Genomic DNA, 23,685 nt, shown 5'->3' on the forward strand with positions numbered 1-23,685 from the left:
CTCCCCGCTGGTTACGACCAGCGCCCTGCACGACCACACCCTGGCCACCTGACGATCCGTCAGTTACCGTCCCCTCCACACCGCCGACGAAGGGGATCGGTCCCATGCCCGTCACCGTCGTACGTTTCAACCTGGTCGCCCCCGATGCCACCCCCGCCGAGCTCCGCGCCCGCTACCAGGCCGCGATCGAGATGGCCGCGTACGCCGACGCCCACGGCATCACCACCGTCCAGACCGAGGAGCACCACGGCGTCGCCAACAACTGGCTGCCCTCGCCGTTCGCCTTCGCGGGGGCCGTGTTCGGGGCCACGCGGCGGATCGCGGTGACGGTGTCGGCGGTGATCGGCCCGCTGCACGACCCCCTGAGGCTCGCGGAGGACATCGCCGTACTCGATCTGCTGAGCGGCGGACGGCTGGTCACGGTCGCCGGGATCGGGTACCGGCCCGAGGAGTACGCCTGTTTCGGCGCCGACTGGAAGCGGCGCGGCAAGCTCCAGGACGAGCTGCTGGAGACACTCCTGAAGGCCTGGACCGGGGAGGAGTTCACCTACCGGGGCCGTACGGTACGGGTCACTCCGCGCCCGTGCAGCGACCCGCATCCGCTTCTCCTGGTGGGCGGCTCGTCGAAGGCGGCGGCCAGGCGGGCGGCCCGTCTCGGGCTTCCCCTGTTCCCCAGCGCGCATCTGCCCGAGCTGGAGGCCTACTACAAGGAGCGGCTCGTCGAGTACGGCACCGAGGGCTGGACGATGATGCCGGCCGCCGAGACCCCGTTGCTGCACATCGCCGAGGACCCGGACCGGGCGTGGGCCGAGCACGGCCGGCACTTCCTGCACGAGGCCCGGACGTACGCCTCCTGGCAGTCCGGCGACATCCGGTCCGCCGTGAAGTCGGCGGCCACGACGGTCGAGGAGCTGCGTGCCGAGGGCGTGTACCGGATGCTGACGCCCGAGGAGTGTGTGGCACAGGGGCTGGACAACTACGTGCTGCATCCGCTGTCGGGCGGGATGCCGGTGGAGGAGGGGTGGCGGAGCCTGCGGCTGTTCGGCGAGCGGGTGCTGCCGGAGCTGGCGGGCTGACGCACCTGGCTGCCGAAAAGCCGCTCCCGGCTCGGGCAGAGGCCGAGCCGGGAGCGGCGGCTGATACGGGGAGAAGGGCAGCGGGGACTTGGCCCGTCTCCCCGAGTCGTGCGGGGGTGACGGGTCTAGCCCATCTCCTCCAGCGTCTTGCCCTTCGTCTCCTTGACGAACCGGAGCACGAACGGAATCGAGAGCACCGCGAAGACCGTGTAGATCACGTAGGTGGCGGAGAGGTTCCAGTCGGCCAGGGACGGGAAGCTCGCGGTGATGGCCCAGTTGGCGATCCACTGGGCGGCGGCGGCCACACCGAGGGCGGCGGCGCGGAGCCTGTTCGGGAACATCTCGCCGAGGAAGACCCAGACGACGACACCCCAGGACAGGGCGAAGAAGAGCACGAACACATGGGCGGCGACCAGGGCGACCCAGCCCTGCGTGGCGGGCAGCTTGCCGTCGACGAGATCGTAGGAGAAGGCCCAGGCCTCCAGGGCGAGCCCGATGACCATGCCGACGGAACCGATGAGCGCGAGCGGCCGGCGGCCGATCCGGTCGACGAAGATCATGGCGATCACGGTGCCGACGATGTTGATGATCGACGTGGTGAACGAGTAGAGGAACGAGTCCGTCGGGTCGACGCCGACCGACTGCCAGAGCGTCGAGGAGTAGTAGAACGCGACGTTGATACCGACGAACTGCTGGAAGACCGAGAGCCCGATACCGATCCAGACGATCGGCTTGAAGAAGAAGGTGCCGCCGAGCAGGTCCTTGAAGACCGACTGGTGCTCCCTCTTCATCGCCCGCTCGATCTCGGCGACCCGGCCGTCCAGATCGACACTGTCGCCCTCGACCTCACGCAGCACCTCACGGGCGCGCTCGTCCCGGCCGACGGAGATGAGGAAGCGAGGCGACTCGGGGATCGCGAAGGACAGCAGCCCGTAGAGCACCGCCGGTACGACCATCACACCGAGCATGACCTGCCAGGCCTCGACGCCCAGCAGCTCGCCGCGCTGGTCGCCGCCCGCCGCGTTCAGGATGCCCCAGTTGACCAGCTGCGAGACGGCGATGCCGACGACGATCGCGGCCTGCTGGAAGGAACCGAGCCGTCCCCGGTACGCGGCCGGAGCGACCTCGGCGATGTAGGCGGGGCCGATGACGGAGGCCATACCGATGGCGAAGCCGCCGACGATCCGCCAGAAGGCCAGGTCGTACAGCGCGAAGGGCAGCGCGGAGCCGACGGCGCTGATGGTGAAGAGCACCGCGGAGATCTGCATGCAGCGGATACGGCCGATGCGGTCGGCCATGCGTCCCGCGGTGGCGGCGCCGATGGCGCAGCCGATCAACGCGATGGCGATGACCTGCGCCAGGGCCGCGGAGCCGACGTCGTAACGGCTCCGGATCGCCTCGACGGCGCCGTTGATCACGGCACTGTCGTAGCCAAAGAGGAAACCGCCCATCGCGGCCGCCGCCGCGATGAAGATGACGTGTCCGAGATGCTCGGGATGAGCCGCTCCGGCTCCTGACTTGGGTTCCTGCTCAGTGCTGGTCACGTACAACTCCTCGGGCCACCGGCAACGCCGCCGGGTGGGGGACCCTCTCAGGTAGGTGGTACCTGAAGGTAAAAACGACGGTACCGAGACTATGTCTTCAAGTTTCGAAGTCGAAAGCCCGATTGCTGTGAGAAAGAAGGCACAAGCCGGGGCGTTATCTTCAAGTTTTGAAGGATAGAAGCAGGGGTTAGCGAAGCCGTTGTGAAATCACCTTCGACACGCCGTCGCCCTGCATGGAGACGCCGTACAGCGAGTCGGCGACCTCCATCGTGCGCTTCTGATGCGTGATCACGATCAGCTGCGAGGCCTCCTGGAGCTCCTGCATGATCCGGATCAGCCGCTGGAGGTTGGTGTCGTCGAGCGCCGCCTCGACCTCGTCCATCACATAGAAGGGGCTGGGACGCGCCTTGAAGATCGACACGAGCAGCGCGACCGCGGTCAGCGAGCGCTCGCCGCCCGACAGCAGGGACAGCCGCTTGACCTTCTTGCCCGGCGGCCGGGCCTCCACGTCCACGCCGGTGGTGAGCATGTTGTCGGGGTCGGTCAGGATCAGCCGCCCCTCGCCTCCGGGGAACAGCCGGCTGAAGACGCCCTCGAACTGCACCGCCGTGTCCCGGTACGCCTCGGTGAAGACCTGTTCGACACGCTCGTCGACCTCCTTCACGACTTGAAGCAGATCAGTGCGGGTCTTCTTCAGATCCTCGAGCTGCTCGCTGAGGAACTTGTGCCGTTCCTCCAGCGCCGCGAACTCCTCCAGCGCCAGCGGGTTGACCTTGCCCAGCTGCTGGTAGGCCCGTTCGGTCGCCTTGAGCCGCTTCTCCTGCTCGGCGCGGTGGAACTGCTTCGGCTGGTTGCGCGGATGCTCCGGATCCTCGGGCAGCTCCTCGCCCTCGGCGGGGGGCGAGGGCGGCACCAGTTGATGCGGGCCGTACTCGGCCACCAACCCCTCCGGTTCCACACCGAGTTCCTCCAGCGCCTTGGTCTCCAGCTGCTCGATCCGCAGCCGCTTCTCGGCGCCGAGTACCTCACCGCGGTGCATTGAATCCGTCAACTTGTCGAGTTCGGCCTTGAAGTCACGTCCGGCGGCGCGAGCAGCGGTCAGTTCCTGCTCACGCCGGGCCTTGGCGGCGTCGGCCGCGGTGCGTTCCTGATCGGCCCGGGCGAGTGAGACCTCGACGTGCGCGAGCAGTTGCCGGGCGCCGGAACCGACGGCTTCGGCGACGGCCGCCTCGTGCCGGAGCCTCGCCCTGCGCTGCTCGGCACGCGCGCGTGCCTCCCGTTCGGCACGTGCGGCCCGGTCGAGCGAGTCGGCCCGTCCGGCCAGCCCCTTGACCCGCTCCTCGTGTGTACGGACCTGGAGCCGCGCCTCCATCTCCGTCTGCCGCGCGTTGGCGCCATCGGCGGCGAGCCTGTCCCGGACTCCGGTGCCGGGCTCCTCCTCGACGGGCATCTCCTCGGCGACAGCGAGCCGTTCCGCCAGCTCCTCGGCATCCTGTACGGCCTTGTCGAGCGCTTCCTGCGCGCGCGCCGCGGCCGCGGTGGACCTCTCGGCCTCTCCGGCGGCGCCCCTGGCCTGTCCGGCGAGCCGCCCGAGCTGCTGGGCGACGGCCGACTTCTCCCGGTCGGCGGCCCGCCGCCGCTCCCCCAACTCCTCGACGAACGCGGCACACTCCTTGCGCCGCTCCCCCGCGAGCCGCTGGACCCCGGCCAACTCCTCGCACCGCACGGCCAGTTCACCGAGCTCGGCAGCGGCCTCGTCGACGGAGGCCTGCACTTCCAGGAGACTCGGCGCCCCGGCGGACCCACCGTGCGCGAAGTGGGCGCCCAGCAGGTCCCCTTCGGCGGTCACCGCGGTCAACTCCGGCCGCGAGTAGACCAGTTCCTCGGCGTCTTCGAGCGTCCCGACGACCACGATCCCGCGCAGCAACCTCCGTACGGCGGGCATGAGTTCGGCGGGACCCCGGACCAGGTCGGCGGCAAGGGGCGGCCCGTCCGAGGCGCGCCTCTCGGTCACCGTACGATCACCGGGCACCGAACCCTGCCCGTGGCCGGCACCGGCATCGCGGGCGTCGTCGGAGACGCTACCCACGGCCACGCCGGACTCGTCGCCGAGGGCGACCCCTCCGCCCGGGCCTCCGGGCCCTGAACCGGGCTCGCCCGAGCCATCGACACCGAGCACGCCCCCGCTCAGGGCACGCCCCTCGCTCACAGCACGATCGCCGGGCGCGGAACCCTGGCCGTCGACAGCCTCGGCATCGCGGACACCGCTGGAGCCGGTACCACCAGCCGCCCCGGCCTCGTCACCTCGGGCAGCCCCCGCGCCCGGCTCTCCAGACCCCGAGCCGGACTCGCCCGAGCCATCGGCACCCCGCACGCCCACGGCGCCTGAGTACGCGGACGCAGACGGCCACTGCCCCGCCCCGGCCGTTGCCTCCCCCGCCGTCCCCCGTCCATCACCAGCGAGAGCCTCCGGCCCATGCCCGGCCGACCGACCGCCGCCGAGCGAACCTCCGCTCGACGCACCGCCCGACCGCCCTACGGCATCCGCGGTGCTCGCCGAACCACGCGCTCCCGCGTCCGACACCTCCAGCGCGCCGCCCCGTCCCTGTCCCGCCTCCGACGAGCCGCCCGCAGCCCCCGAGTCGACGCCCGCCCCGACGCCGGACCACCCACCGACGTCCTCCCGGTCCACCGCGCCGGCGTCCCCTTCGGCCCGTAGCCCCGCCGAACCACCCGGCCACCGTAGCCCGGCCCCCGGCTCTGCGGGGGCCTCCGCCTGCTCCGGTGCTCCCGCCAGCAGCAGCGAAGCGCGTCCCCCGTCCTGCTTGCGCAGCAGGCGGATCGCGGCTGCCGCGGAGGCTGGGGTCGTCACCGCGACGGCGTTCGCGGCCGCGCCGAAGGCCGCGGCCACGGCGACCTCGTGGCCCGGGGTGACCGTCAGCAGCTCCGCCGCCGGGCCGAGCAGGCCGGTGAGCCGGTCCCGGGCGGCCAGCAGCGCGCCCGTGCCGTCCTTGCGGCGCAGGCCCAGGGCCAGGGCCTCGTGGCGGGCCTGGGTGGCGGCGCGCCGGCGTTCCGCCGCCGTGACCGCCTCGCGGGCCGCGGTGAGGGCCGCTTCCGCGTCGGCGAGGGCGGCCTTCGCGGTGTCGTGCCGCTCCGCCAGTTCCGCGTCCCCCGCGTCGAGGCCGTCGACCTCGGCCTGCAGCGTCTCGTACTCCTCCTGGGCCGCGACCGCCCGTTCCTGCGCCTCGTCGCGGGCGGCGGCGAGGCGGCCGATCTCGGCCTGGGCGCCGGCCGCGCGCGATCGTGCGGCGTTGACCTGGCCGTTCAGCCGGGCCAGGCCCTCGCGGCGGTCGGCGATCGCGCGGGCCACGTCCTTCAGGCGCCGTTCCTCGACCGCGAGTTCGCGCTCCAGCTCGGCCCGGTGCTCGACCGTGTCCTCCAACGCGTGTTCGGCCGCCTCCAGAGCCGCCTCCAGCTCGGCCTCCTGCTCACGGATACGCGCGGCCTCGCGCTCCATGTCCTCGGGCTCACGTCCGCGCCGCTCCTCGTCGGGGGCGGAGGTGGCACTCTTCACCCGCGCGTCGGCCAGGGAGACGGTGCCGCGCACCCGTTCGGCGAGCTGGGAGAGGTCGTACCAGGTCTGCTGAGCGCGCTGGAGGCGTGGCGTGAGCTGCCGTACCTCGTCCTCCAGGAGCGCCTCGCGCTGGAGGGCCTTCCTCAGCTCGGCCTCGGTCGCCTCCTTGCGTTCCCTGAGCGCTGCCTCGTCCGCGACCTCCGTCCGGAGCGCTCCCCGCAGCCGTACGAGATCGTCGGCGAGGAGCCGGAGGCGGGCGTCGCGCAGATCCGCCTGGATGACCGCGGCCCGGCGGGCGACCGCCGCCTGCCGCCCCAGCGGCTTCAACTGGCGCCGCAGTTCGTCGGTGAGGTCCTGGACGCGGGCGAGGTTGGCCTTCATCGCGTCCAGCTTGCGCAGCGCCTTCTCCTTGCGCTTGCGGTGCTTCAGCACGCCGGCCGCCTCCTCGATGAAGGCGCGGCGGCCCATCGGATCGGCGTGCAGTACGGAGTCCAACTGGCCCTGGCCGACGATGACGTGCATCTCGCGGCCGATACCGGAGTCGGACAGCAGGTCCTGGATGTCGAGCAGCCGGCAGGTGTCGCCGTTGATCTGGTACTCGCTGCCGCCGTTGCGGAACATGATCCGCGTGATGGTGACCTCGGCGTACTCGATGGGCAGCGCGCCGTCGGAGTTGTCGATGGTGAGAGAGACCTCGGCGCGGCCGAGCGGCGGGCGCCCGGTGGTGCCGGCGAAGATGACGTCCTCCATCTTGCCGCCGCGCAGTGACTTGGCGCCCTGCTCGCCCATGACCCAGCTGAGGGCGTCCACGACATTGGACTTGCCCGAGCCGTTCGGGCCCACGACACACGTGATGCCCGGCTCGAAGCGCAGTGTGGTCGCCGAGGCGAACGACTTGAACCCGCGGAGGGTCAGGGCCTTGAGGTGCACGCCGCTGGACTCTACCTTCCGCCGTTATGTCACACGATGAACCCCTGGATACCCCCCGGCGGTTTCACCGATGAACGTGCAGGGCACATCAGACGTTAAAGAGAGTGGAGAACCTGTGGAAGGACCACTCTTGACCATCGGGACAGCGCGCCGGGAAGCACGGGGGAATAAAGAAGGGACGCCGAAGCGTCCCTTGCAATACTCTGGCCAAACTCCGACAGCTCAGCGGTTGACACGGGCAGTTCAACCACGGGGTCGCCGTGTTGCGGTGCGCAGTGCTGATGCAGTGCGTGACGATGCAGTGATCAGGTGAGCGCGGGCTCCGCCTGGCGTGCGTCGATGCTCTCGAGAAGCGAGTCGTGAGAAGCGGCAGCCGTCAGCTCGTCGTTTTCCGCCTGGATGCGTCCGAGTTCGGATTCCAGGTCCTGTACGCGCTGCTGGAGCCGTCGCATCTCGGCGAGGAGTCGCGGGTCAGAGCCGCCGACGTAACCGAGAAGCGCCTTTGCCATGATGGATGGTCCTCCACACTGAGTGACCGACCGAAGCGGTGTGGGTCGTGAGGGAATCGCACCCGCGATGCTTGGCACTCTGGAGTTCTTGCTCAGGTTTTTACTGCCGTTCTTACATGCCAAACAGCTAAGGTGCGCGGGGCTTTCAGCGTCTCACCAAAAAGTTTGACGGTCAACACGATCACGCCCTGTATTGGCGGGCGGCCCGGAGCGCGCGGCCTCTCACGGGCGGCGCTGCGGCTCTGACGGGACCCGAGGGCGTGGCGGCAAGCGTTTTCCGCGGAGCCTGCCACGACCTGCGCTTCTTGGCAACCACCAGCCAGTTTCTGCTGTGGACAGGTGCGTGTGGCATGTCCACGGGTCGCGGCCTGGGCCCCTTTACAGAACCGCCTCAGCGGATGGCGAAGCCGTCGTAGATCCGGCGAGGTGTGTCCCAGATCTCGGTGACGCCGTCCACGCGGCCGGGCGTGTCGTCTCCGCGCAGCCAGTCGAGCAGTCCCTCGCAGCCCTGTCGAGTGCCCTCCGCGACCACTTGCACACGTCCGTCGTCCAGATTGAGAGCAAAACCACTCAGGCCGCCGATCTCCAGGGCCCTCGCCCGCGTGAACCAGCGGAAACCCACGCCCTGCACACGTCCGCGCACCCAGGCGACCAGTCGTACATCCTCGTTCATGGATGCACGCTAACGGGCCAATGTCTCTCTGAGCACTTCCTCCACTTGCGCCATGGGGTACCGTCCCCACCCAACGAATCTCATATGAAACTCACTCGTTCGAGTGAGTAACCCTGACCGCAAGGACGAGGAAGGCCACAACATGGGACGGCACCGACGCTCCGCCGCCGGCCGCGCCGCCACAGGTCGCGCCACGGGGGTCACGGAACCATACGATTCGGACACGGACGGTTACGGATCCGGCCACGGACCGTACGACGCCCCGGTCCCTCACACGCCTCACACCGCCTACAGCACGCTGTGGGAGGACGCGCCCACCACCGTGGGGATCGCTCCGTACCTGCACCCGGAGGCGCACTCCGACGCCTACGCGACGAGTGACGCCTACCTCTTCGCGCCGGACGACACCGGTGCCCACTCGGCGGCGACCGGCGGCCCCTTCGACGGGCCCGGCACCGGTGGTAACCGTCGACGCCGCAAGAAGCGGTCGTCCATGTCCGTCCGTACGGGCCTGCTGGGTGTGTCAGCCGCGGTCGCCCTGGGGACGGTCGCCGTCGCCACGGGCGTGCTGCCCGGTGGTGACAAGTACACGATCGGTGGTGGCAGCAGCGGCGACAAGGTGCAGGCCGCGGACACCCCGACGAACGCCGAGACCCAGCAGGGCGGTGCGTCCGGCAACGCCGACGAGGACCGCGACAGCGGTACGTCGACGAGCCGCGACGCGGACCGCGACACGACCTCGCCCTCCCCGTCCGTGTCCCCCTCCCAGTCGACCGCGCCCACGACCCCGAAGCCCAAGGCCCCGCCGAAGAAGTCCGCGGTCACTCCCAGCGAGGCACCGAAGACGACTCCGGCGCCCACTCCGACGAAGTCGGAAAAGGCGAGGCAGCAGTCCTCCGCCCCCGTCACGGTGTCCGCACAGGCCGCCGCCGAGGCGGAGGTGCTCCAGCTCGTCAACGAGGAGCGGGCGAAGGTGGGCTGCAGCGCGGTGTCCGCGAACAGTGCGCTGCGGGACCTGGCGGAGACGTTCAGCGAGGACATGGCCGCCCGGGACTTCTTCGACCACACCGACCCCGACGGCCTCTCGCCCTGGGACCGGGCGGACAAGGCCGGCATCACCAGCCTCGGCGGCGAGAACATCGCCCGGGGCCAGGCCGACGCCGCCGCGGTGATGGAGGCCTGGATGAACAGCCCCGGCCACAAGGCGAACATACTGAACTGCGACTTCAAGACGCTGGGCGTGGGTGTGCACTTCGGCTCGGGCGGCCCCTGGTGGACCCAGGACTTCGGGTACTGACCGGCGGCATCACCTGCTGACCTGAAGATCGCACCGAGCGCTTGCACTAACTAGTAGTTAGCGCAATCTTCAGGTCAGCGCTGCGCTCGCGTACCCTGGGGTCATGAGGAACACCACGGAGGAGACCCTCCCCTACGACGTGTTCGCCAAGGCCTGCCCGTCGCGCGGCACGCTGGAGCACGTCACGGGCCGCTGGGGCGCGCTCACCCTCGGCGCCCTGCAGGAGGGGTCGCTCCGATTCAACGAGCTGCGCCGCCGCGTCGACGGCGTGAGTGAGAAAATGCTGTCCCAGACCCTCCAGGGCCTGGAGCGTGACGGCCTGGTCCACCGCGAGGCCCAGCCGACGAACCCGCCCCGCGTGGACTACGAGCTGACCCCCCTGGGCCACGAGGTCGCCGAACGTCTGCTGGAGCTGATCCACTTCGTGGAGGGCCGCATGGACTCCGTACTGGCGGCACGCCAGAGGTACGACGAGACACGCGCCCCTCGCGCCTAGCGCCCGCGCTCGACTACGGCGAAAGGCGCGGCGCCCGCTGGCACTGCGGGCAGAAGTAGCTGGACCGGTTCATCCAGGGCCGGCGGCGCATCGGCGTCGCACAGCGTCTGCAGGGCAGCCTCTCACGTCCGTACGCGTCGAGTGAGCGGTCGAAGTACCCCGATTCGCCATTGACGTTGACGTACAGACTGTCGAAACTCGTGCCGCCCACGGCCAGCGCCGCGTTCATCACATCCCGTACGTGGCCCAGGAGTTCGGCCGTGCGCGGGCGGGTGAAGCCAACGGTCGGACGTTCGTAGTGGACCCGGGAGCGCCAAAGGGCCTCGTCCGCGTAGATGTTGCCCACGCCGCTGATCAACGACTGGTCGAGCAGGGCCCGTTTGATGGTCGTACGCTTCCGGCGCAGCGCCTGATGGAAGGCCTCGTCGTCGAACAGCGGGTCGAGGGGGTCACGCGCGATGTGGGCGATGACGTCGGGCAGCCCGTCGGGGGTGTTGTCGTGCAACGACAGTCCGCCGAAGGTGCGTTGGTCGACGAAGCGCAGCTCGGTCGCCAGGTCGTCGGCGAACCGGACGCGAATCCGCAGATGCTTCTCGTCGGCGGCGTCGTGCGGCTGCACCAGCAGCTGACCGCTCATCCCGAGATGCGCGAGCACCGACTGCCCGGTGTCCTCCAACGGCAGCCACAGATACTTCCCCCGCCGACTGGGTGTACCGATGCGATGCCCTTTGAGTCGATGCGCGAAGTCGTCCGGACCGGCGACATGCCGCCGCACGGCCCGAGGATGCAACACCTCGGCATCAGCGACGGTGCGGCGAGCCACCCAGCGCTCAAGCCCCCGCCGTACGACCTCGACTTCAGGCAACTCGGGCACGGAAACCCCCTGCTTTTAGGGGCGCGGGGAACTGCGCGACAAGCCACAACGAACCCGCGGCCGAAGAACAACCGAAAAAACACCAGCGCCGTCCCGCAGGGGACAGCACTGGTGCACGCAAACTAGGCAGACGTGGAGGAGGACGCCTCAGCGTCGTCCTCGACAGGCACAGACACCGCAGCCTCGGCTGCGACCTCGGCCACAGCCTCCGCGGCAGCGGCCTTCGCACGTTCGTCCGCATCCGCGCGGATGGAACGCCAGGCCGATTCCGCGGCCTGCTGCTCCGCCTCCTTCTTGCTGCGGCCGGTGCCGGTGCCGTACGAGACGCCTCCGACGCGGGCGGCAGCAGTGAAGGTCTTCTCGTGGTCCGGGCCGGTCTCCGTGACCAGGTACTCGGGTACACCGAGCCCTTCGGTCGCGGTGAGCTCCTGGAGACTGGTCTTCCAGTCCAGGCCGGCACCGAGGTTCGAGGACTTCTCGATCAGCGGGTCGAAGAGACGGTGGACGAGTTCGCCCGCCGCGTCGAGACCCTGGTCGAGATAGACAGCGCCGATCACCGCTTCGAGGGTGTCGGCGAGGATGGACGCCTTGTCCCGCCCGCCCGTGCCCTCTTCACCCCGGCCGAGCCGGATGAAGGAGCCGAGTTCGAGCCCGCGGCCCACCTCCGCGAGCGCACGAGAGTTGACCACCGCGGCCCGCAGCTTGGCCAACTGGCCTTCTGGGAGGTCGGGGTGGGTCCGGTACAGCGTGTCCGTGACCACCAGGCCGAGCACGGAGTCCCCGAGGAACTCCAGCCGCTCGTTGGTGGGCAGACCGCCGTTCTCGTACGCGTACGAACGGTGGGTCAACGCACGCACCAGAAGGGCGGACTCAAGCTGGTAGCCGAGCCGCCCTTCCAGAAGCGTGTGGGACGAGGCCGTGTCCGCCTTCTTCTTGGCGGACGAGTCCGCCTGGGCGTCAGACATGAAGCCTCTCACCGGCCGCTCAGACCTCGAGGACCTGGCGCTTGTTGTAAGTGCCGCAAGACGGGCACGCGATGTGCTGCAGCTTGGGCTCCTGGCAACGCTCGCACGCAACCAGGGTGGGGACCGCAGCCTTCCACTGCGACCGGCGGTGGCGCGTGTTGCTGCGCGACATCTTCCGCTTCGGAACAGCCACGGCTACTTCTCCTGCTTCTCGTCGACGCCCGCTTGCGCTTCGGCGCCGCTGATCTCGTCCTTCTCGCCGGGTTCGAGTGAACCTGCGAGTCCCTGCAGTGCCGCCCAACGGATGTCGACGGCATCGTGGTGGTGGTCCGGGTCGTCAGCCAGCCGGGCTCCGCACTCGGAGCACAGGCCGGGGCAGTCGTCCTGGCACACCGGCTGCATCGGCAGTGCGAGCACCACCGCATCACGCAGCACGGCTTCGAGGTCGAACAAGCCGTCCTCGATGAAGAGCGTGTCCTCGTCGTCCTCGGCGTCGTCGGCCGGCTCCGCCTTTACGCGGCCCCGGTCGTCGGCGTCAGGGTACGAGAACATCTCCTGGAAGTCCGCTGTGAGCTCCTGCTCGAGCGGCTCCAGACACCTTACGCACTCCCCCTTGGCCCGTGCACGGGCGGTGCCTGTGACAAGCACACCTTCCATGACGGACTCCAGACGGAGTTCGAGCCCCACCGGCGCGCCTTCCGGCACTCCGATGACTCCCGCGATCCCAAGATCCGCGGGAGCGTCGATCTCACGGGTAAGGCGCTGCAGCGCGCCAGGACGCCGCCCCAGCTCGTGTGTGTCGAACACAAGAGGGTTGCGGTGGTCGAGGCGGGCGTTCAGAGCCATTCCTGCTTTCGATCTTCGATGCTCAGCTGCTCGTCTTCCGGGCAGCGGTGATCGCAGAGGTACATGCGACCGAAGAGCCAGGATACTGGACCTTCCGCCCACGGCCCAATCCGGTCCCCGCGCGGGCACTTACTGCCCGCCGCGCCCCTGTTCGTAGGCGCGCAGCTGCTCGGCGCTGATCATGCCGGTGTCGAAGAGGCTGGTCTCGTCGAGAGCGTACGACTGCTGCTGTTCCTGCTGGACATACCCCTGCTGACCTTGCTGGCCCTGCGGGTCCTGAGCGGGGTCGTAGGCGGCCTGTGAGCCGTCGTACGCCTGGTAGGCGTAGGGGTCGGCCGTCTGGTAGCCGTACTGGTCCTGCTGCTGGGCGTACGCCTGCTGGTAGCCGCCGTAGGGGTCGGCGGGCTGCTGGTAGCCGTACTGGTCCTGCTGCTGGCCGTACTGCTGCTGGGCCGGGATCTCCGCCGCGCGGGGCTGTTCGCCGGGGGCGTCCGGGACCACGGCGAGGCCGGCCAGGAAGTCGGCGTCGCTGGTGTGCTGCCTGGAGGTGCCGTCGTCGTCCTGGCCGAGGGCACCGAGGTCGTCGCTGGCGATGCGGCCGTGCAGGGTCTGCCGGCCGCGGCCGACGGCCTCCAGGGTCTTGGCGAGGACGGCCTCGAAGGCGCCGAGCTTCACGTCGACGTACTTGTCGGCGTTGACACGCAGGGTCTCGGGGTCGTGGCTGCGCTCGGGGGCGTCCTCGTCCTCGTATCCCTGGTCGTCGAGGCCGGGGCCGGTGCCGAGCAGTTTCTCGCGGCCACGGCCGACGGAGCCGAGGGTCTTGGTGAGGACGACCTCGAAGTTGGCGAGCTTCGAGTCGACGTAGTCGTCGGCCTCGGCGCGGACGTCCTCGGCCTCCTTGCGGGCCTCCGTGAGGATGCGGTCGGCCTCGCTCTGGGAGCGGCGGGCGACCTCCGTGTCGGAGATCAGCGAGCCGCGCTCCTCGTGCGCGGTCCGGATGATCCGGTCGGCCTCCTGGCGGGCCTGGTCGACCAGCTGTTCCCGGTCGCCGATCAGCTCCTGCGCCTGCGCGAGGGAGCCGGGCAGGGCCGCGCGCACCTCTTCCAGCATCGCGAGCAGCTCGGCGCGGTTGACCACGCACGAGGCCGACATGGGCATCGACCGGGCACTGGAGACCGCGGAGACGATCTCGTCGAGCTTCTTCTGCACGTCCACCGTGTGCTCGCCACTCTCTACAGCTGTGATGAAGACGGACGGGTCGACTGTACGACTCCTGCCGACCCGCCCGACACCGAGTGACGGTATGTCAGTGCCTCGTCAGTCCTTCTTGAGGCGGCCGTCGAGGGCTTCCAGGACCAGTGGCGGCACGAGGTGGGAGACGTCCCCGCCCCAGGCGGCGACCTCCTTGACGAGCGAGGAGGACAGGAAGCTGTAGGTGGGATTGGTCGGTACGAAGAGCGTCTCGACGCCGGACAACCCGTTGTTCATCTGGGCCATCTGGAGTTCGTAGTCGAAGTCGCTGACCGCGCGCAGGCCCTTGACGATGGCCGGGATGTCGCGCTGCTTGCAGAAGTCGACGAGGAGGCCGTGGAAGGACTCGACCCGGACGTTTCCGAACTCGGCGGTGACCTGGCGGATCAGGTCGATCCGTTCGTCGACCTCGAAGAGGCCCTTCTTGGACTTGTTGATCATGACCGCGACATAGACCTCGTCGTACAGACGGGAGGCGCGGGAAATGATGTCGAGGTGTCCGTTGGTGATCGGGTCGAACGACCCGGGACAGACGGCGCGGCGCACTAGTGATCCCTCGCTCTCCGGTCCGGTCATCGTGCGTCATCGCACGTAGAGGCGGCGCGACCGTACCAAAACGTTCCCTCGCCGTAGCGACGGGACCGGAGCGCTTCGAAGCCGTCCGGCCAAGGGAACTGACCGCCTCTGGTGCTGCGCTCCACGGTGACGAGGGCTTCGGCCGCGAGCCAGCCCCCGGCCCGGAGTGTGAGCAGAATCTCCCGAAGATCGTCGTTCTCGACGGCGTACGGCGGGTCGATGAAGACGATGTCGTACGGCTGTGTGGACGGCGTCTGAACAACCTGTTCCGCCTTGGCCGCCCTGACCTCGGCGCCGGGCAGCCCGAGCGCCTTCACGTTCTCGCGGACGATACGGGCGGCGCGGGCGTCGGCCTCCACGAGGAGGGTGTGCCCGGCACCGCGACTGAGCGCCTCCAGGCCCACGGCACCCGAGCCGGCGTACAGGTCGAGGACGCGTTCACCTTCCAGGGGGCCGCCGAGGAGGGCCTGCCAGGTGGAGAAGAGGCCCTCGCGGGCGCGGTCGGAGGTGGGGCGCGTGCCTGTTCCCGGCGGGACGGCTAGGCGGCGTCCGCCGGCTGTGCCGGCGATCACGCGGGTCATCTGGGGTCCTTGTCCGTTTCCGTGTGGTGATTGCGGATCCAGTTTCGCAGGCGGGGGTGGGGGGTGCGTGTGTTGTCGGCGACAGCGGGTGCGTGGGGGCTGGTCGCGCAGTTCCGCGCGCCCCTGGAGGGGCCCGGGGTGTATTGCCTCACCCCTTGTCCAGGTACTGCTCCCTCTCCTCGTCCAGTAGGGCGTCCAGGGCTGTGCGAAGGCCCGGTAGGTGGTTCAGCTCGGGGTCTGCGGCGACCACCGCCGACGCCTCCTCCCTCGCCTCCGCGATGGTCTCCTCGTCGTCGATGACGGTGAGCATCCGCAGGGAGGTGCGGGCGCCGGACTGTGCCTGGCCCAGGACGTCGCCCTCGCGGCGTTGTTCGAGGTCGATGCGGGACAGTTCGAAGCCGTCGAGGGTGGCGGCGACGGAGTTGAGGCGCTGGCGGGCGGGGCTCGCCTCGGGCATCTCGCTGACCAGGAGACAGAGGCCGGCGGCCGAGCCCCGGCCGACGCGGCCCCGGAGCTGGTGGAGCTGGGAGACGCCGAAGCGGTCTGCGTCCATGATCACCATCGCTGTCGCGTTGGGCACGTTGACACCGACCTCGATGACCGTGGTGGCCACGAGGACGTCCGTCTCCCCGGCGGCGAAGCGGCGCATCACGGCGTCCTTGTCGTCGGGGTGCATACGGCCGTGCAGGATCTCGACCTTCAGCCCCTGGAGCGGGCCCCGGGTGAGCTGCTCGGCCACCTCCACGACGGCGAGCGGCGGACGCTTCTCGGCCTCGTCCTCGGCGGACTTCTTCTTCCCGGCCTTCTTCGGGTCGGCGGGTTCGTCGGCGTCGTCGCCGATCCGTGGGCAGACCACATAGGCCTGATGGCCGTTGCCCACCTCCTCGCGCACGCGTTCCCAGGCGCGGGCCAGGAAGTGAGGCTTGTCGGCCGCCGGGACGACATGGCTGGCGATCGGGGAACGGCCGGCGGGGAGCTGGTCCAGGACCGACGTCTCCAGGTCGCCGAAGACGGTCATGGCGACCGTGCGCGGAATGGGCGTGGCGGTCATCACCAGGAGGTGCGGGGGCTGTTTGCCCTTGCCGCGCAGGGCGTCGCGCTGTTCGACGCCGAAGCGGTGCTGTTCGTCCACCACCACCAGGCCGAGGTCGTGGAACTGGACCTTGTCCTCGATCAGCGCGTGCGTGCCGATGACGAGCCCCGCTTCCCCGGTGACGAGGTCCAGCAACGCCTGGCGGCGGGCCGCGGTGCCCATGGAGCCGGTCAGGAGCACCACCTTGGTGGCCTTGTCGGCGCCGCCGAGCATCCCGCCCTGCGCCAACTCGCCCATCATCTCGGTGATCGACCGGTGGTGCTGCTGGGCGAGCACCTCGGTGGGCGCGAGCATCGCGGCCTGCCCGCCCGCGTCGACCACGGCGAGCATGGCCCGGAGGGCCACCATCGTGTTGTGGGTCACTGTGAAATTGTCTGTGACATAGGCGTGGCTACGGTGCGCAACGCTGATGCACTGGACGGGTTTGCGTCCCACGTGCTCCACCGCCCGAATTCCCCGTCGGAACGTGTTGCATTTCGGCCGGGGACTTACCCGATCGGCCTTTCGCCTCAGTCTGAACGGCGCGTACATGTCGGGCAGGGACACGAAGACGTTGAACGCCGCCCGCTCAGGCAGGATTCGCGCCCGGCCGCCAAGAGACCGGACCAGCCACGCGACATCCTCCGCGAGCCTCCGCGAGGCCGAACAGAACGAGATGCTGAGACCTCCCTTGTCGACTGTGCCGTCCGTGTCCATAAGCCCCTGGAGCACAGCGAGACGGTTTTTGATCGACGTGTTCTTGAACTCGTCGGGAACAAACTTGGCATGCGACGTCGCGCCCCAAAGGTTCAGGTCCCGCACGGCCTGAATCACTGGATTGCGCACGCCGCCCGCGCGGCGGGTCAGTTGGATCGTGTAGTCGCAGCGGGAACCGCTCACTGGAACCAGCCGACAGTCCGGTGCCACGGCGGTCGCCACTGCATCACGGATCTCGGCATCGACCGTGGACAGTCGCAGGTTGTGCCGGAACGAGCCGTCTCCCAGAAGAAGACCGAACAGGTAGGGATCGAGCGGTAGCCCGCAGTCGTCTCCGAGATCTACCGGGGTGGCTGCTGGGAGGTACCACTTCGACGTTCCGTCGGCCTTGAACGTATCCAGCCGAATCTCTCGAGCCGTCATGACCTTGGGCGCCTGGCCTCGGTGCCACCCGCAGCTCGTGCCGACGATCCAGAGATGCTCGTCGTCGCACTCGACGGAGCTGCCGTCCGAAAGGACCAGACGCCAGACATCACGCTCGCCTTGCGGAAAGACGCCGTCGATCAGCGCGATCTCTCCGTCAGGCACGACGATCTCGTCACCAACCCTCAGGTCTCCCATACGGCGGAAACCAGCAGGCGTGAGGACAAGCGAGTCGAGGGGCTGAGCCTTGCCCGAGCCCACCTCCCCCTGGAGCAGCCGGTGCATGGGGTGTTCCGCCGCCAGGTCGTCGAAGATCTCCTTGGAGACCTTCTGCTGGCCCTCCGTGAGGGTGAAGGGGAGCTTCGCGTCGAAGGCGGTGAGGATGCCGTCCGGGGACGGTTTGCGGGGCACCGCCGGGAGTTGGGCGTCCGCGTGACGGCGGCGGGCCAGGGCGACCTGGAGGACGAACGCCTCGTCCCACTTGAGGCGGGTACGCGCCTCCTCGATGTCGGCCTTGGTGTGCGGGCGGTGGATCTTCAGAAGGGCCTCGGGGAGGGTGGCCAGGCCCCTGCCCTCCCGAAGGGAGGGGGGCAGCGGGTCGACGGCGTCCTGGGCGCTGAGCAGGACCGTCTGCACCGACTTGGCGATCTTCCAGGACTCCAGCTTCGCGGTGGCCGGGTACATCGGGATCAGGGCGCCCGCCCAGGAGTCGACGGCCTCCGCCGCCTCGTCGGTGTCGCCGCGCAGCAACTCGTACGCCGGATGGGCCAGCTGGAGGCGGCGGTTGAAGACCGAGACCTTGCCGGCGAACAGGGCGCGGGTGCCGGGGACGAGTTCCTTGTGGGGTTTGTGGACTCCGTGGCCGAAGAAGACCAGTTGGATCCGGCCGCTGCCGTCCGTGATGGTGACTTCCAGTCGCTGGCCCTTGCCCCGGGGGGCTTTGGAGGACGCGAAGGTGTGCAGGCGGGCGTCGGCCACCTGGGCGACCACGGTCACGTGCTCGTCCATGGGGAGGTCGGCCAGGTGGGTGAGCTGGCCCCGCTCCTCGTACCTGCGCGGATAGTGGTGCAGGAGGTCGCCGACGGTGTGCAGGCCGAGGTGCTCGGCCATCACCTTCGCGGTGGCGGGGCCGAGCACTGACTTCAGCTGTTGTTTCAGGGGTTCTTCCAGTGCGGGCACGAGATCCATTGCACACCACACCACTGACATTGCCGTATACGTACTCGGAATCCGCTGGTCAGACGGCTCGTTCGGGGCCTAGGATGGCGCGCCACCGGCCATCCCCCGCGGTCACCGCCTCACCGGGACCGCCCGACCCCGCGCCGTCGCCAGAACCTGGTCCCCCCTCCGGCGCTGCGACGATGGACTCCCAGACCTCACAGTCATCCCAGGCACCCCAGTCCCCGCATACGTTCCAGGTCGACCTGCGCGGCCTCGTGGACCTGCTCTCCCATCACCTCTACTCCAGCCCCAGGGTCTATCTGCGCGAGCTGCTGCAGAACGCCGTGGACGCGATCACCGCCCGGCGCGCCGAGCAGCCCGACGCCCCTGCGCGGGTGCGGCTGTACGCGGAGGGCGGCACCCTGCGGGTCGAGGACTCCGGGGTCGGTCTCACCGAGGCGGACGTCCACAACCTGCTCGCGACCATCGGCCGCAGTTCCAAGCGGGCGGACCCTGGCGGCATCCAGGAAGCGCGTTCGGAGTTCCTCGGCCAGTTCGGCATCGGGCTGCTCGCCTGTTTCGTCGTGGCCGAGCGGATCAGGGTGGTCAGCCGCAGCGCCCGTACGCCGGACGCGCCGCCCGTGGAGTGGACGGCGGCGGACGACGGTTCGTACACCGTGCGGACGCTGCCCGACGAGGCCCGGCCGGAACCGGGCACCACCGTGCACCTGGTGGCGCGGCCCGGGGCCGGCGAGTGGCTCACCGAGGCGCGTGTGCTGGCGCTGGCGCGGGACTTCGGGTCGCTGCTGCCGTACGACGTGCGGGTGGGCGACGAGGCGGTCACCGATCTGCCGGCGCCCTGGAACCGTCCGTATCCGTCGCCCGCCACCCGAAGGGTGGCCCTTCAGCGGCACTGTCACGACCTGTTCGGGTTCACACCGCTGGACTCGATCGACCTGGACGTGCCGCTCGCCGGGATCCGCGGGGTGGCGTACGTCCTGCCGTCCTCCGTGAGTCCGGCGCAGCGCGCGAGTCACCGGGTGCATCTGAAGGGCATGCTGCTCACCGAGCGGGCCGAACAGCTGCTGCCCGACTGGGCGTTCTTCGTGCGGTGCGTGCTCGACACCGACAGTCTGCGGCCGACGGCCTCCCGCGAGTCGCTGTACGAGGACGAGACGCTGGCCGCCGTACGGGAAGCGCTGGGCGAAAGGATTCGCTCCTGGCTGACCGGGCTCGCCGCCGGGGACCCCGAGCGGCTGGCCGCGTTCCTGTCGGTGCACCATCTGGGGGTCAAGTCCCTGGCCAGGCACGACAAGGAGATGCTGCGCACGATGCTGCCGTGGCTCCCCTTCGAGACGACCGACGGGCAGCTGTCGCTGGAGGAGTTCGCGCAGAGGCACCCGGTGATCCACTTCACGCGCACCGTCGAGGAGTACCGGCAGGTCGCGCCGATCGCGTCCGCGCAGGGCGTCGGTGTCGTCAACGGCGGCTACACGTACGACAGTGAGCTGATCGAGGCGTTGCCTTCGGTGCGCCCGGGGTCCGTGGTCGCCGAGCTGGACGCCGACACCGTGACCGCGCACCTGGACTCGGTCGACCCGGCCGAGGAGCTGGCCCTGGCGGCGTTCCTGGGGGCCGCGCGCGCCAGACTCGACCCCCTGGGGTGCGATGTCGTCCTGCGCGCCTTCCACCCGCTGTCGGTGCCCGCGCTGCACCTGGACGACCGGGCGGCCCGGCACGAACAGGCGCGCGCGGAGGCCGAGGAGCAGGCCGACGACCTGTGGGCCGGCATCCTCGGCTCGCTGCGGGGCAGTGCCCCGCGCGCGCGGCTGGTGCTCAACCACCTCAACCCGCTGATCCGGCGGATCAGTTCGCTGGAGGACCGGGAACTGATCGGCACCGCCACGGAGTCCCTGTACGGACAGGCTCTGCTCATGGCGCAGCGCCCGCTGCGGCCCGCGGACTCCGCGCTGCTGAACCGTGCGTTCATCGGCCTCCTGGAGTGGGCCACCCACAGCGATCCCACGGAGCCCACGGAGGACGGCCGGCGATGAGCGAGATCAAGGACTTCGACGCCCTCCGGGAGGCCATGGCGCTGAACTCGGAGCAGCCCGAGGGGCCGGCCCGAAACGCGCGCGCGGAGGAGCTGCTGGTCGAGGCCGAGAGGCTGAACATCCCGCTCGCCGTGATCGAGGCGCTGGGGCACCAGCTGAAGGCCTACAACTACAGCTCCGAGAAGGACAGGATGTTCGTCCCCTTCGCGCGTCTGCTGCGCATGTGGGACGAGCGGCCCGAGGACTTCGACGAGTACGAGGTCCACACGCTGCACTGGGTCTTCAAGTGGATGACCACGGGCATGCTGGACCAGCCGCACATTCCGCTGGCCTCCATCGAGAAGTGGCTCGGCGAGATGGAGCACCGCTACCGGCTCGCCGGCCACTCCGAACGGGCCGTGCGGAGCGCCGAGTTCAGTGTGGCCGCGCATGTCGGTGACCTGCCGCGGGCCGAACGGGCGTACGCCGCCTGGCTGGCCGCCGACCGCGACAGCATGGCCGACTGCCACGCCTGCGAACTGCACAGCCAGGGCTGGTGGCAGACCGAGCGGGGCGCGGACGCCGAGGCGCTCGACCTGTGGCGGCCGGTCCTGGAGGGCGAGTTCACCTGCGCCCACGAACCGCACACCGTCCTGGCGTCCTCCCTGGGCCCACTGCTGCGTCTGGGCCGGCTGGACGAGGCCCGCGCGCATCACCTGCGGGGCTTCCGGCTGGTGCGGCCCATGGAGAGCATGCGGGCCGCGTACGCGGACCACGTCGAGTTCTGCGCGCTGACCGGCAACGAGGCACGCGCGCTGGAGCTGCTCGCGGAGCGCCCCGCGTATTTCACGGACTCCGGGCAGCCGCGCAGCCGGATGGACTTCCTGGCCGCCGTGACCCTCCTCATGGACCGGCTCACCGGCCTCGGCATGGGCACCCAGTCGGTGCCCGGACCGGCCGGGCGTGCCTGGACCGCAGGTGAACTCGCCGTCCACGCGCGCGCGGAGGCCCTTTCCCTGTCGGCGCGTTTCGATCTGCGCAACGGCACGTCGTCCGTGGGTGACGACATCCGCGCGCGCATGGACCAGGCTCCCCTGGTGGACCGCCTGCCGCTGGGTGTCCGCGCGGCGAGGGGCGTTCCGGCTCCCCGCAAGGCTCCCGCCGAGTCGGTGATGTCCCCGGACGCGGCGGAGAAGGCGGCCGCCCCGGACGATCTGCCCGCGCTGCTCGCCGACGCGCGCCGGATGTCCCACGCCCTGCTTCCGCACGCGATGGAGGCGTGGGCGGCCGTCTGGCGGGCCGCCGAGGGTGTGGACCTACCGACGGCCGACCGGGCGGAGATCGTCGACCACAGGGCCATGGAGGGCGGTCCTGAGGGCATCGCGCTCTTCGAGCGGGCCGCCGACCTGTACGCCGAGGCGGGCGACCCCGGCGAAGCCCTGGCCGCCCGCGCCCGTGCCGCGTACGCACGCGCCCTCGACGGCGACCTCGACGCGGCCCTGGACGCCGTCTCCGAGCCGTACGAGCAGGTCCTCGCGCTCTACTCCGACGAGAGCACCGGCGTACGGCAGGCCGCGGCCGTCCTGATGGGACGCGCCCGCATCCTCATGCGGCAGGTCGAGGAGGACGGCACCGACCAGGCCCTGGCCGCCGCCGAGAACGCCGTACGGGAGCTCCTCGCGCTCGTCGACGGGCACGCCGGGGACGATGTGCGGCTCGCCTCACGCGGCGCCGAGGCACAGGCCATGCTCGGGGAACTGGCGACGCGCACCGGGGACCTCGCGGGGGCGGCGGAACTGTTCGCGTGGGCCACGGACGCGTTCGTCGCGGCGGGGCTGCCGTGGTTCGCGGTGGAGTACGAGGCCCGGCTGGCCGGTCTCGCCCATCACCTGGGCGACATCGCCGGGGCCGAGCGGGCGCTGCGCGGGGCCCTGGAGCACGGCGGGGCGTATCTGGAGGCGGCGGGCCAGGCCCAGTTGAACCTGCAGCTCGCCGAGATCCTCGGGGCGCGCGACGAGGTCTCCGAGGCGGCGGACCGCGCCCTGGAGGCCGCGCACTGGGCCGACGAGGCGGGTGAGGGACCGACCCTGGGTGCCTGGGCCCGGCATCTGCTCGGCGGTTTCCTGCTGCGGCAGGGCCGGTGGGCGGAGGCGGCCGAGGTACTGGAGTCGGCGCTGCCCGACCTCAGCAGCGAGACGCACGGTGACGGCGCGGTCGTACAGACACTCTGGTGGCTCGGCGACTGTCTTGGCGAACTGGGCGAGCACCGGGAGTCCGCCGAACGCCGGCTGAAGGCCGCGGAGATCGCCCGGCACTGGCCCGAGCAGCAGGACCACGCGACGCTCGCCCACCTCGCCGCCGAGTCACTCGGCCAGGCCGGGCTGCCCGCCGAGGCGGACCAGGCCTACGAACGCGCCGGCGAACTGTGGCGCTCGCTCGGCAACGTGCACGGCCTGGTGCGTGCGCTGCGCGCCCGCGCGTGGCTGGCGCTGCGCATGGAGGCGGGGCTCGGCGGGGCCCGGCAACGGATGGCGGACGCGGTGCGGGAGTGCGCGCAGGCCCTGTCCGAGGCGGAGGACCTGGAGTCCCGTGAGCGGCTGGGCGCCGAACTCGCCCACACCCACCGCCAGTTCGGCGACCTGCTGGGTCGCTCCGCAGCCGAGGACGCCGAGGACGGCGCGATCGAGGCCGCGTTCGAGGAGGCACTGGCCCAGATGACGAGGGCGATCGCCGTGTTCTCGTCCCTCGGCGAGGAGGGCCTGCACGGCCGCACCGGCGCCGAACTGGCCGCCGGCTGGCTGGAGGCGGACCTGAGCCGCCCGTCGGAGGCGGCGGCCCGCGCGCGTGGGGTACTGACCGCGTACGAGAAGGCCCACCCCGACTCCGCCGAGGAAGAGGACGCCGAGACGGTACAGGCCCGGCGAGCCGAGGCGGAACAGATGCTGCAGCTCATGGAGGAACAGGAAACCGAATAGCCCGGGCAGCACCCTTCGAGCCAGGGCAGCACCCTTTCAGCGCAGGCCCGCATTTCCAGCCCGTCCGGCGATTGAGGACAAGGCCCCTTCAGGGCCGGCAGGGGGGTCTGGG

General features: G+C 70.2%; 17 protein-coding genes. 5 read left to right on the top strand and 12 right to left on the bottom strand.

Annotated features, from left to right (window positions below; all coding sequences use genetic code 11):
* The first annotated feature begins 104 nt into the window (after positions 1-104).
* Positions 105-1,076: an LLM class flavin-dependent oxidoreductase gene (locus STRTUCAR8_RS09725; RefSeq protein ID WP_006375432.1), complete on the top strand. Its 972-nt coding sequence runs from the start codon at positions 105-107 to the stop codon at positions 1,074-1,076.
* Positions 1,077-1,201: 125 nt separating this feature from the next.
* On the opposite strand, the gene STRTUCAR8_RS09730 is transcribed toward STRTUCAR8_RS09725, so the two are convergent.
* The 4 genes from STRTUCAR8_RS09730 to STRTUCAR8_RS09745 form a co-directional block, all read right to left on the bottom strand.
* Positions 1,202-2,620: a sugar porter family MFS transporter gene (locus STRTUCAR8_RS09730; protein ID WP_006375428.1), complete on the bottom strand. Its 1,419-nt coding sequence runs from the start codon at positions 2,618-2,620 to the stop codon at positions 1,202-1,204.
* Positions 2,621-2,807: 187 nt separating this feature from the next.
* Entirely contained in the window at positions 2,808-7,124 is a 4,317-nt protein-coding gene (locus STRTUCAR8_RS09735) for an AAA family ATPase (protein ID WP_006375431.1), read from the bottom strand.
* Between the two features lie 305 nt (positions 7,125-7,429).
* Positions 7,430-7,633, bottom strand: coding sequence for a hypothetical protein (locus STRTUCAR8_RS09740; protein WP_006375438.1), 204 nt, complete (start codon positions 7,631-7,633; stop codon positions 7,430-7,432).
* A 391-nt stretch (positions 7,634-8,024) separates the two neighbouring features.
* Positions 8,025-8,306 carry an acylphosphatase gene (locus STRTUCAR8_RS09745; RefSeq protein WP_006375439.1) on the bottom strand — a complete coding sequence of 94 codons (282 nt, stop codon included), beginning with the start codon at positions 8,304-8,306 and terminating at the stop codon, positions 8,025-8,027.
* 142 nt (positions 8,307-8,448) lie between these two features.
* Here STRTUCAR8_RS09745 and STRTUCAR8_RS09750 point away from each other — a divergent pair, with 142 nt between their 5' ends.
* Together STRTUCAR8_RS09750 and STRTUCAR8_RS09755 are read left to right on the top strand one after the other, a co-directional pair.
* Positions 8,449-9,603: a CAP domain-containing protein gene (locus STRTUCAR8_RS09750; RefSeq protein WP_044471939.1), complete on the top strand. Its 1,155-nt coding sequence runs from the start codon at positions 8,449-8,451 to the stop codon at positions 9,601-9,603.
* A 103-nt stretch (positions 9,604-9,706) separates the two neighbouring features.
* Complete coding sequence (locus STRTUCAR8_RS09755; protein ID WP_006375437.1) at positions 9,707-10,099, top strand: winged helix-turn-helix transcriptional regulator; 393 nt, start codon at positions 9,707-9,709, stop codon at positions 10,097-10,099.
* A 13-nt stretch (positions 10,100-10,112) separates the two neighbouring features.
* On the opposite strand, the gene mutM is transcribed toward STRTUCAR8_RS09755, so the two are convergent.
* From mutM to STRTUCAR8_RS09795, 8 genes are all read right to left on the bottom strand, one after another.
* Positions 10,113-10,973 (bottom strand): bifunctional DNA-formamidopyrimidine glycosylase/DNA-(apurinic or apyrimidinic site) lyase, encoded by an 861-nt coding sequence (gene mutM, locus STRTUCAR8_RS09760; protein ID WP_006375429.1) that lies wholly within the window; start codon positions 10,971-10,973, stop codon positions 10,113-10,115.
* A gap of 122 nt (positions 10,974-11,095) precedes the next feature.
* Positions 11,096-11,938, bottom strand: coding sequence for a ribonuclease III (gene rnc, locus STRTUCAR8_RS09765; RefSeq protein WP_006375435.1), 843 nt, complete (start codon positions 11,936-11,938; stop codon positions 11,096-11,098).
* Positions 11,939-11,957: 19 nt separating this feature from the next.
* Entirely contained in the window at positions 11,958-12,131 is a 174-nt protein-coding gene (gene rpmF, locus STRTUCAR8_RS09770; protein ID WP_030753522.1) for a 50S ribosomal protein L32, read from the bottom strand.
* 2 nt (positions 12,132-12,133) lie between these two features.
* Positions 12,134-12,784, bottom strand: coding sequence for a YceD family protein (locus STRTUCAR8_RS09775; protein WP_006375433.1), 651 nt, complete (start codon positions 12,782-12,784; stop codon positions 12,134-12,136).
* Between the two features lie 129 nt (positions 12,785-12,913).
* Entirely contained in the window at positions 12,914-13,999 is a 1,086-nt protein-coding gene (locus STRTUCAR8_RS09780; protein ID WP_006375440.1) for an ATP synthase subunit B family protein, read from the bottom strand.
* Between the two features lie 102 nt (positions 14,000-14,101).
* Entirely contained in the window at positions 14,102-14,581 is a 480-nt protein-coding gene (gene coaD / locus STRTUCAR8_RS09785) for a pantetheine-phosphate adenylyltransferase (RefSeq protein ID WP_006375441.1), read from the bottom strand.
* A 26-nt stretch (positions 14,582-14,607) separates the two neighbouring features.
* Positions 14,608-15,192 carry a 16S rRNA (guanine(966)-N(2))-methyltransferase RsmD gene (rsmD, locus tag STRTUCAR8_RS09790; RefSeq protein WP_006375427.1) on the bottom strand — a complete coding sequence of 195 codons (585 nt, stop codon included), beginning with the start codon at positions 15,190-15,192 and terminating at the stop codon, positions 14,608-14,610.
* Positions 15,193-15,340: 148 nt separating this feature from the next.
* Positions 15,341-18,592 (bottom strand): helicase-related protein, encoded by a 3,252-nt coding sequence (locus tag STRTUCAR8_RS09795; protein ID WP_006375434.1) that lies wholly within the window; start codon positions 18,590-18,592, stop codon positions 15,341-15,343.
* A 173-nt stretch (positions 18,593-18,765) separates the two neighbouring features.
* Between STRTUCAR8_RS09795 and STRTUCAR8_RS09800 the strand changes: the two genes are divergently transcribed.
* Together STRTUCAR8_RS09800 and STRTUCAR8_RS09805 are read left to right on the top strand one after the other, a co-directional pair.
* A complete protein-coding gene (locus tag STRTUCAR8_RS09800; RefSeq protein WP_006375436.1) occupies positions 18,766-20,619 on the top strand; it encodes an HSP90 family protein in 1,854 nt (617 codons plus the stop codon).
* Positions 20,616-23,573, top strand: coding sequence for a hypothetical protein (locus STRTUCAR8_RS09805; protein ID WP_006375442.1), 2,958 nt, complete (start codon positions 20,616-20,618; stop codon positions 23,571-23,573). The genes STRTUCAR8_RS09800 and STRTUCAR8_RS09805 overlap by 4 nt, the downstream gene beginning before the upstream one ends.
* The last annotated feature ends 112 nt before the right edge of the window (positions 23,574-23,685 follow it).

This window comes from Streptomyces turgidiscabies Car8, from assembly GCF_000331005.1.
Lineage (GTDB): Bacteria > Actinomycetota > Actinomycetes > Streptomycetales > Streptomycetaceae > Streptomyces > Streptomyces turgidiscabies.

Bases quoted from the DNA above. Each gene is read 5' to 3' on its own strand.
- STRTUCAR8_RS09750 (WP_044471939.1), top strand. From the start codon at position 8,449: ATGGGACGGCACCGACGCTCCGCCGCCGGCCGCGCCGCCACAGGTCGC.
- STRTUCAR8_RS09725 (WP_006375432.1), top strand. From the start codon at position 105: ATGCCCGTCACCGTCGTACGTTTCAACCTGGTCGCCCCCGATGCCACC.
- STRTUCAR8_RS09740 (WP_006375438.1), bottom strand. From the start codon at position 7,633: ATGGCAAAGGCGCTTCTCGGTTACGTCGGCGGCTCTGACCCGCGACTC.
- STRTUCAR8_RS09800 (WP_006375436.1), top strand. From the start codon at position 18,766: ATGGACTCCCAGACCTCACAGTCATCCCAGGCACCCCAGTCCCCGCAT.
- STRTUCAR8_RS09755 (WP_006375437.1), top strand. From the start codon at position 9,707: ATGAGGAACACCACGGAGGAGACCCTCCCCTACGACGTGTTCGCCAAG.
- STRTUCAR8_RS09745 (WP_006375439.1), bottom strand. From the start codon at position 8,306: ATGAACGAGGATGTACGACTGGTCGCCTGGGTGCGCGGACGTGTGCAG.
- rsmD (WP_006375427.1), bottom strand. From the start codon at position 15,192: ATGACCCGCGTGATCGCCGGCACAGCCGGCGGACGCCGCCTAGCCGTC.
- rnc (WP_006375435.1), bottom strand. From the start codon at position 11,938: ATGTCTGACGCCCAGGCGGACTCGTCCGCCAAGAAGAAGGCGGACACG.
- STRTUCAR8_RS09805 (WP_006375442.1), top strand. From the start codon at position 20,616: ATGAGCGAGATCAAGGACTTCGACGCCCTCCGGGAGGCCATGGCGCTG.
- STRTUCAR8_RS09775 (WP_006375433.1), bottom strand. From the start codon at position 12,784: ATGGCTCTGAACGCCCGCCTCGACCACCGCAACCCTCTTGTGTTCGAC.
- STRTUCAR8_RS09795 (WP_006375434.1), bottom strand. From the start codon at position 18,592: ATGGATCTCGTGCCCGCACTGGAAGAACCCCTGAAACAACAGCTGAAG.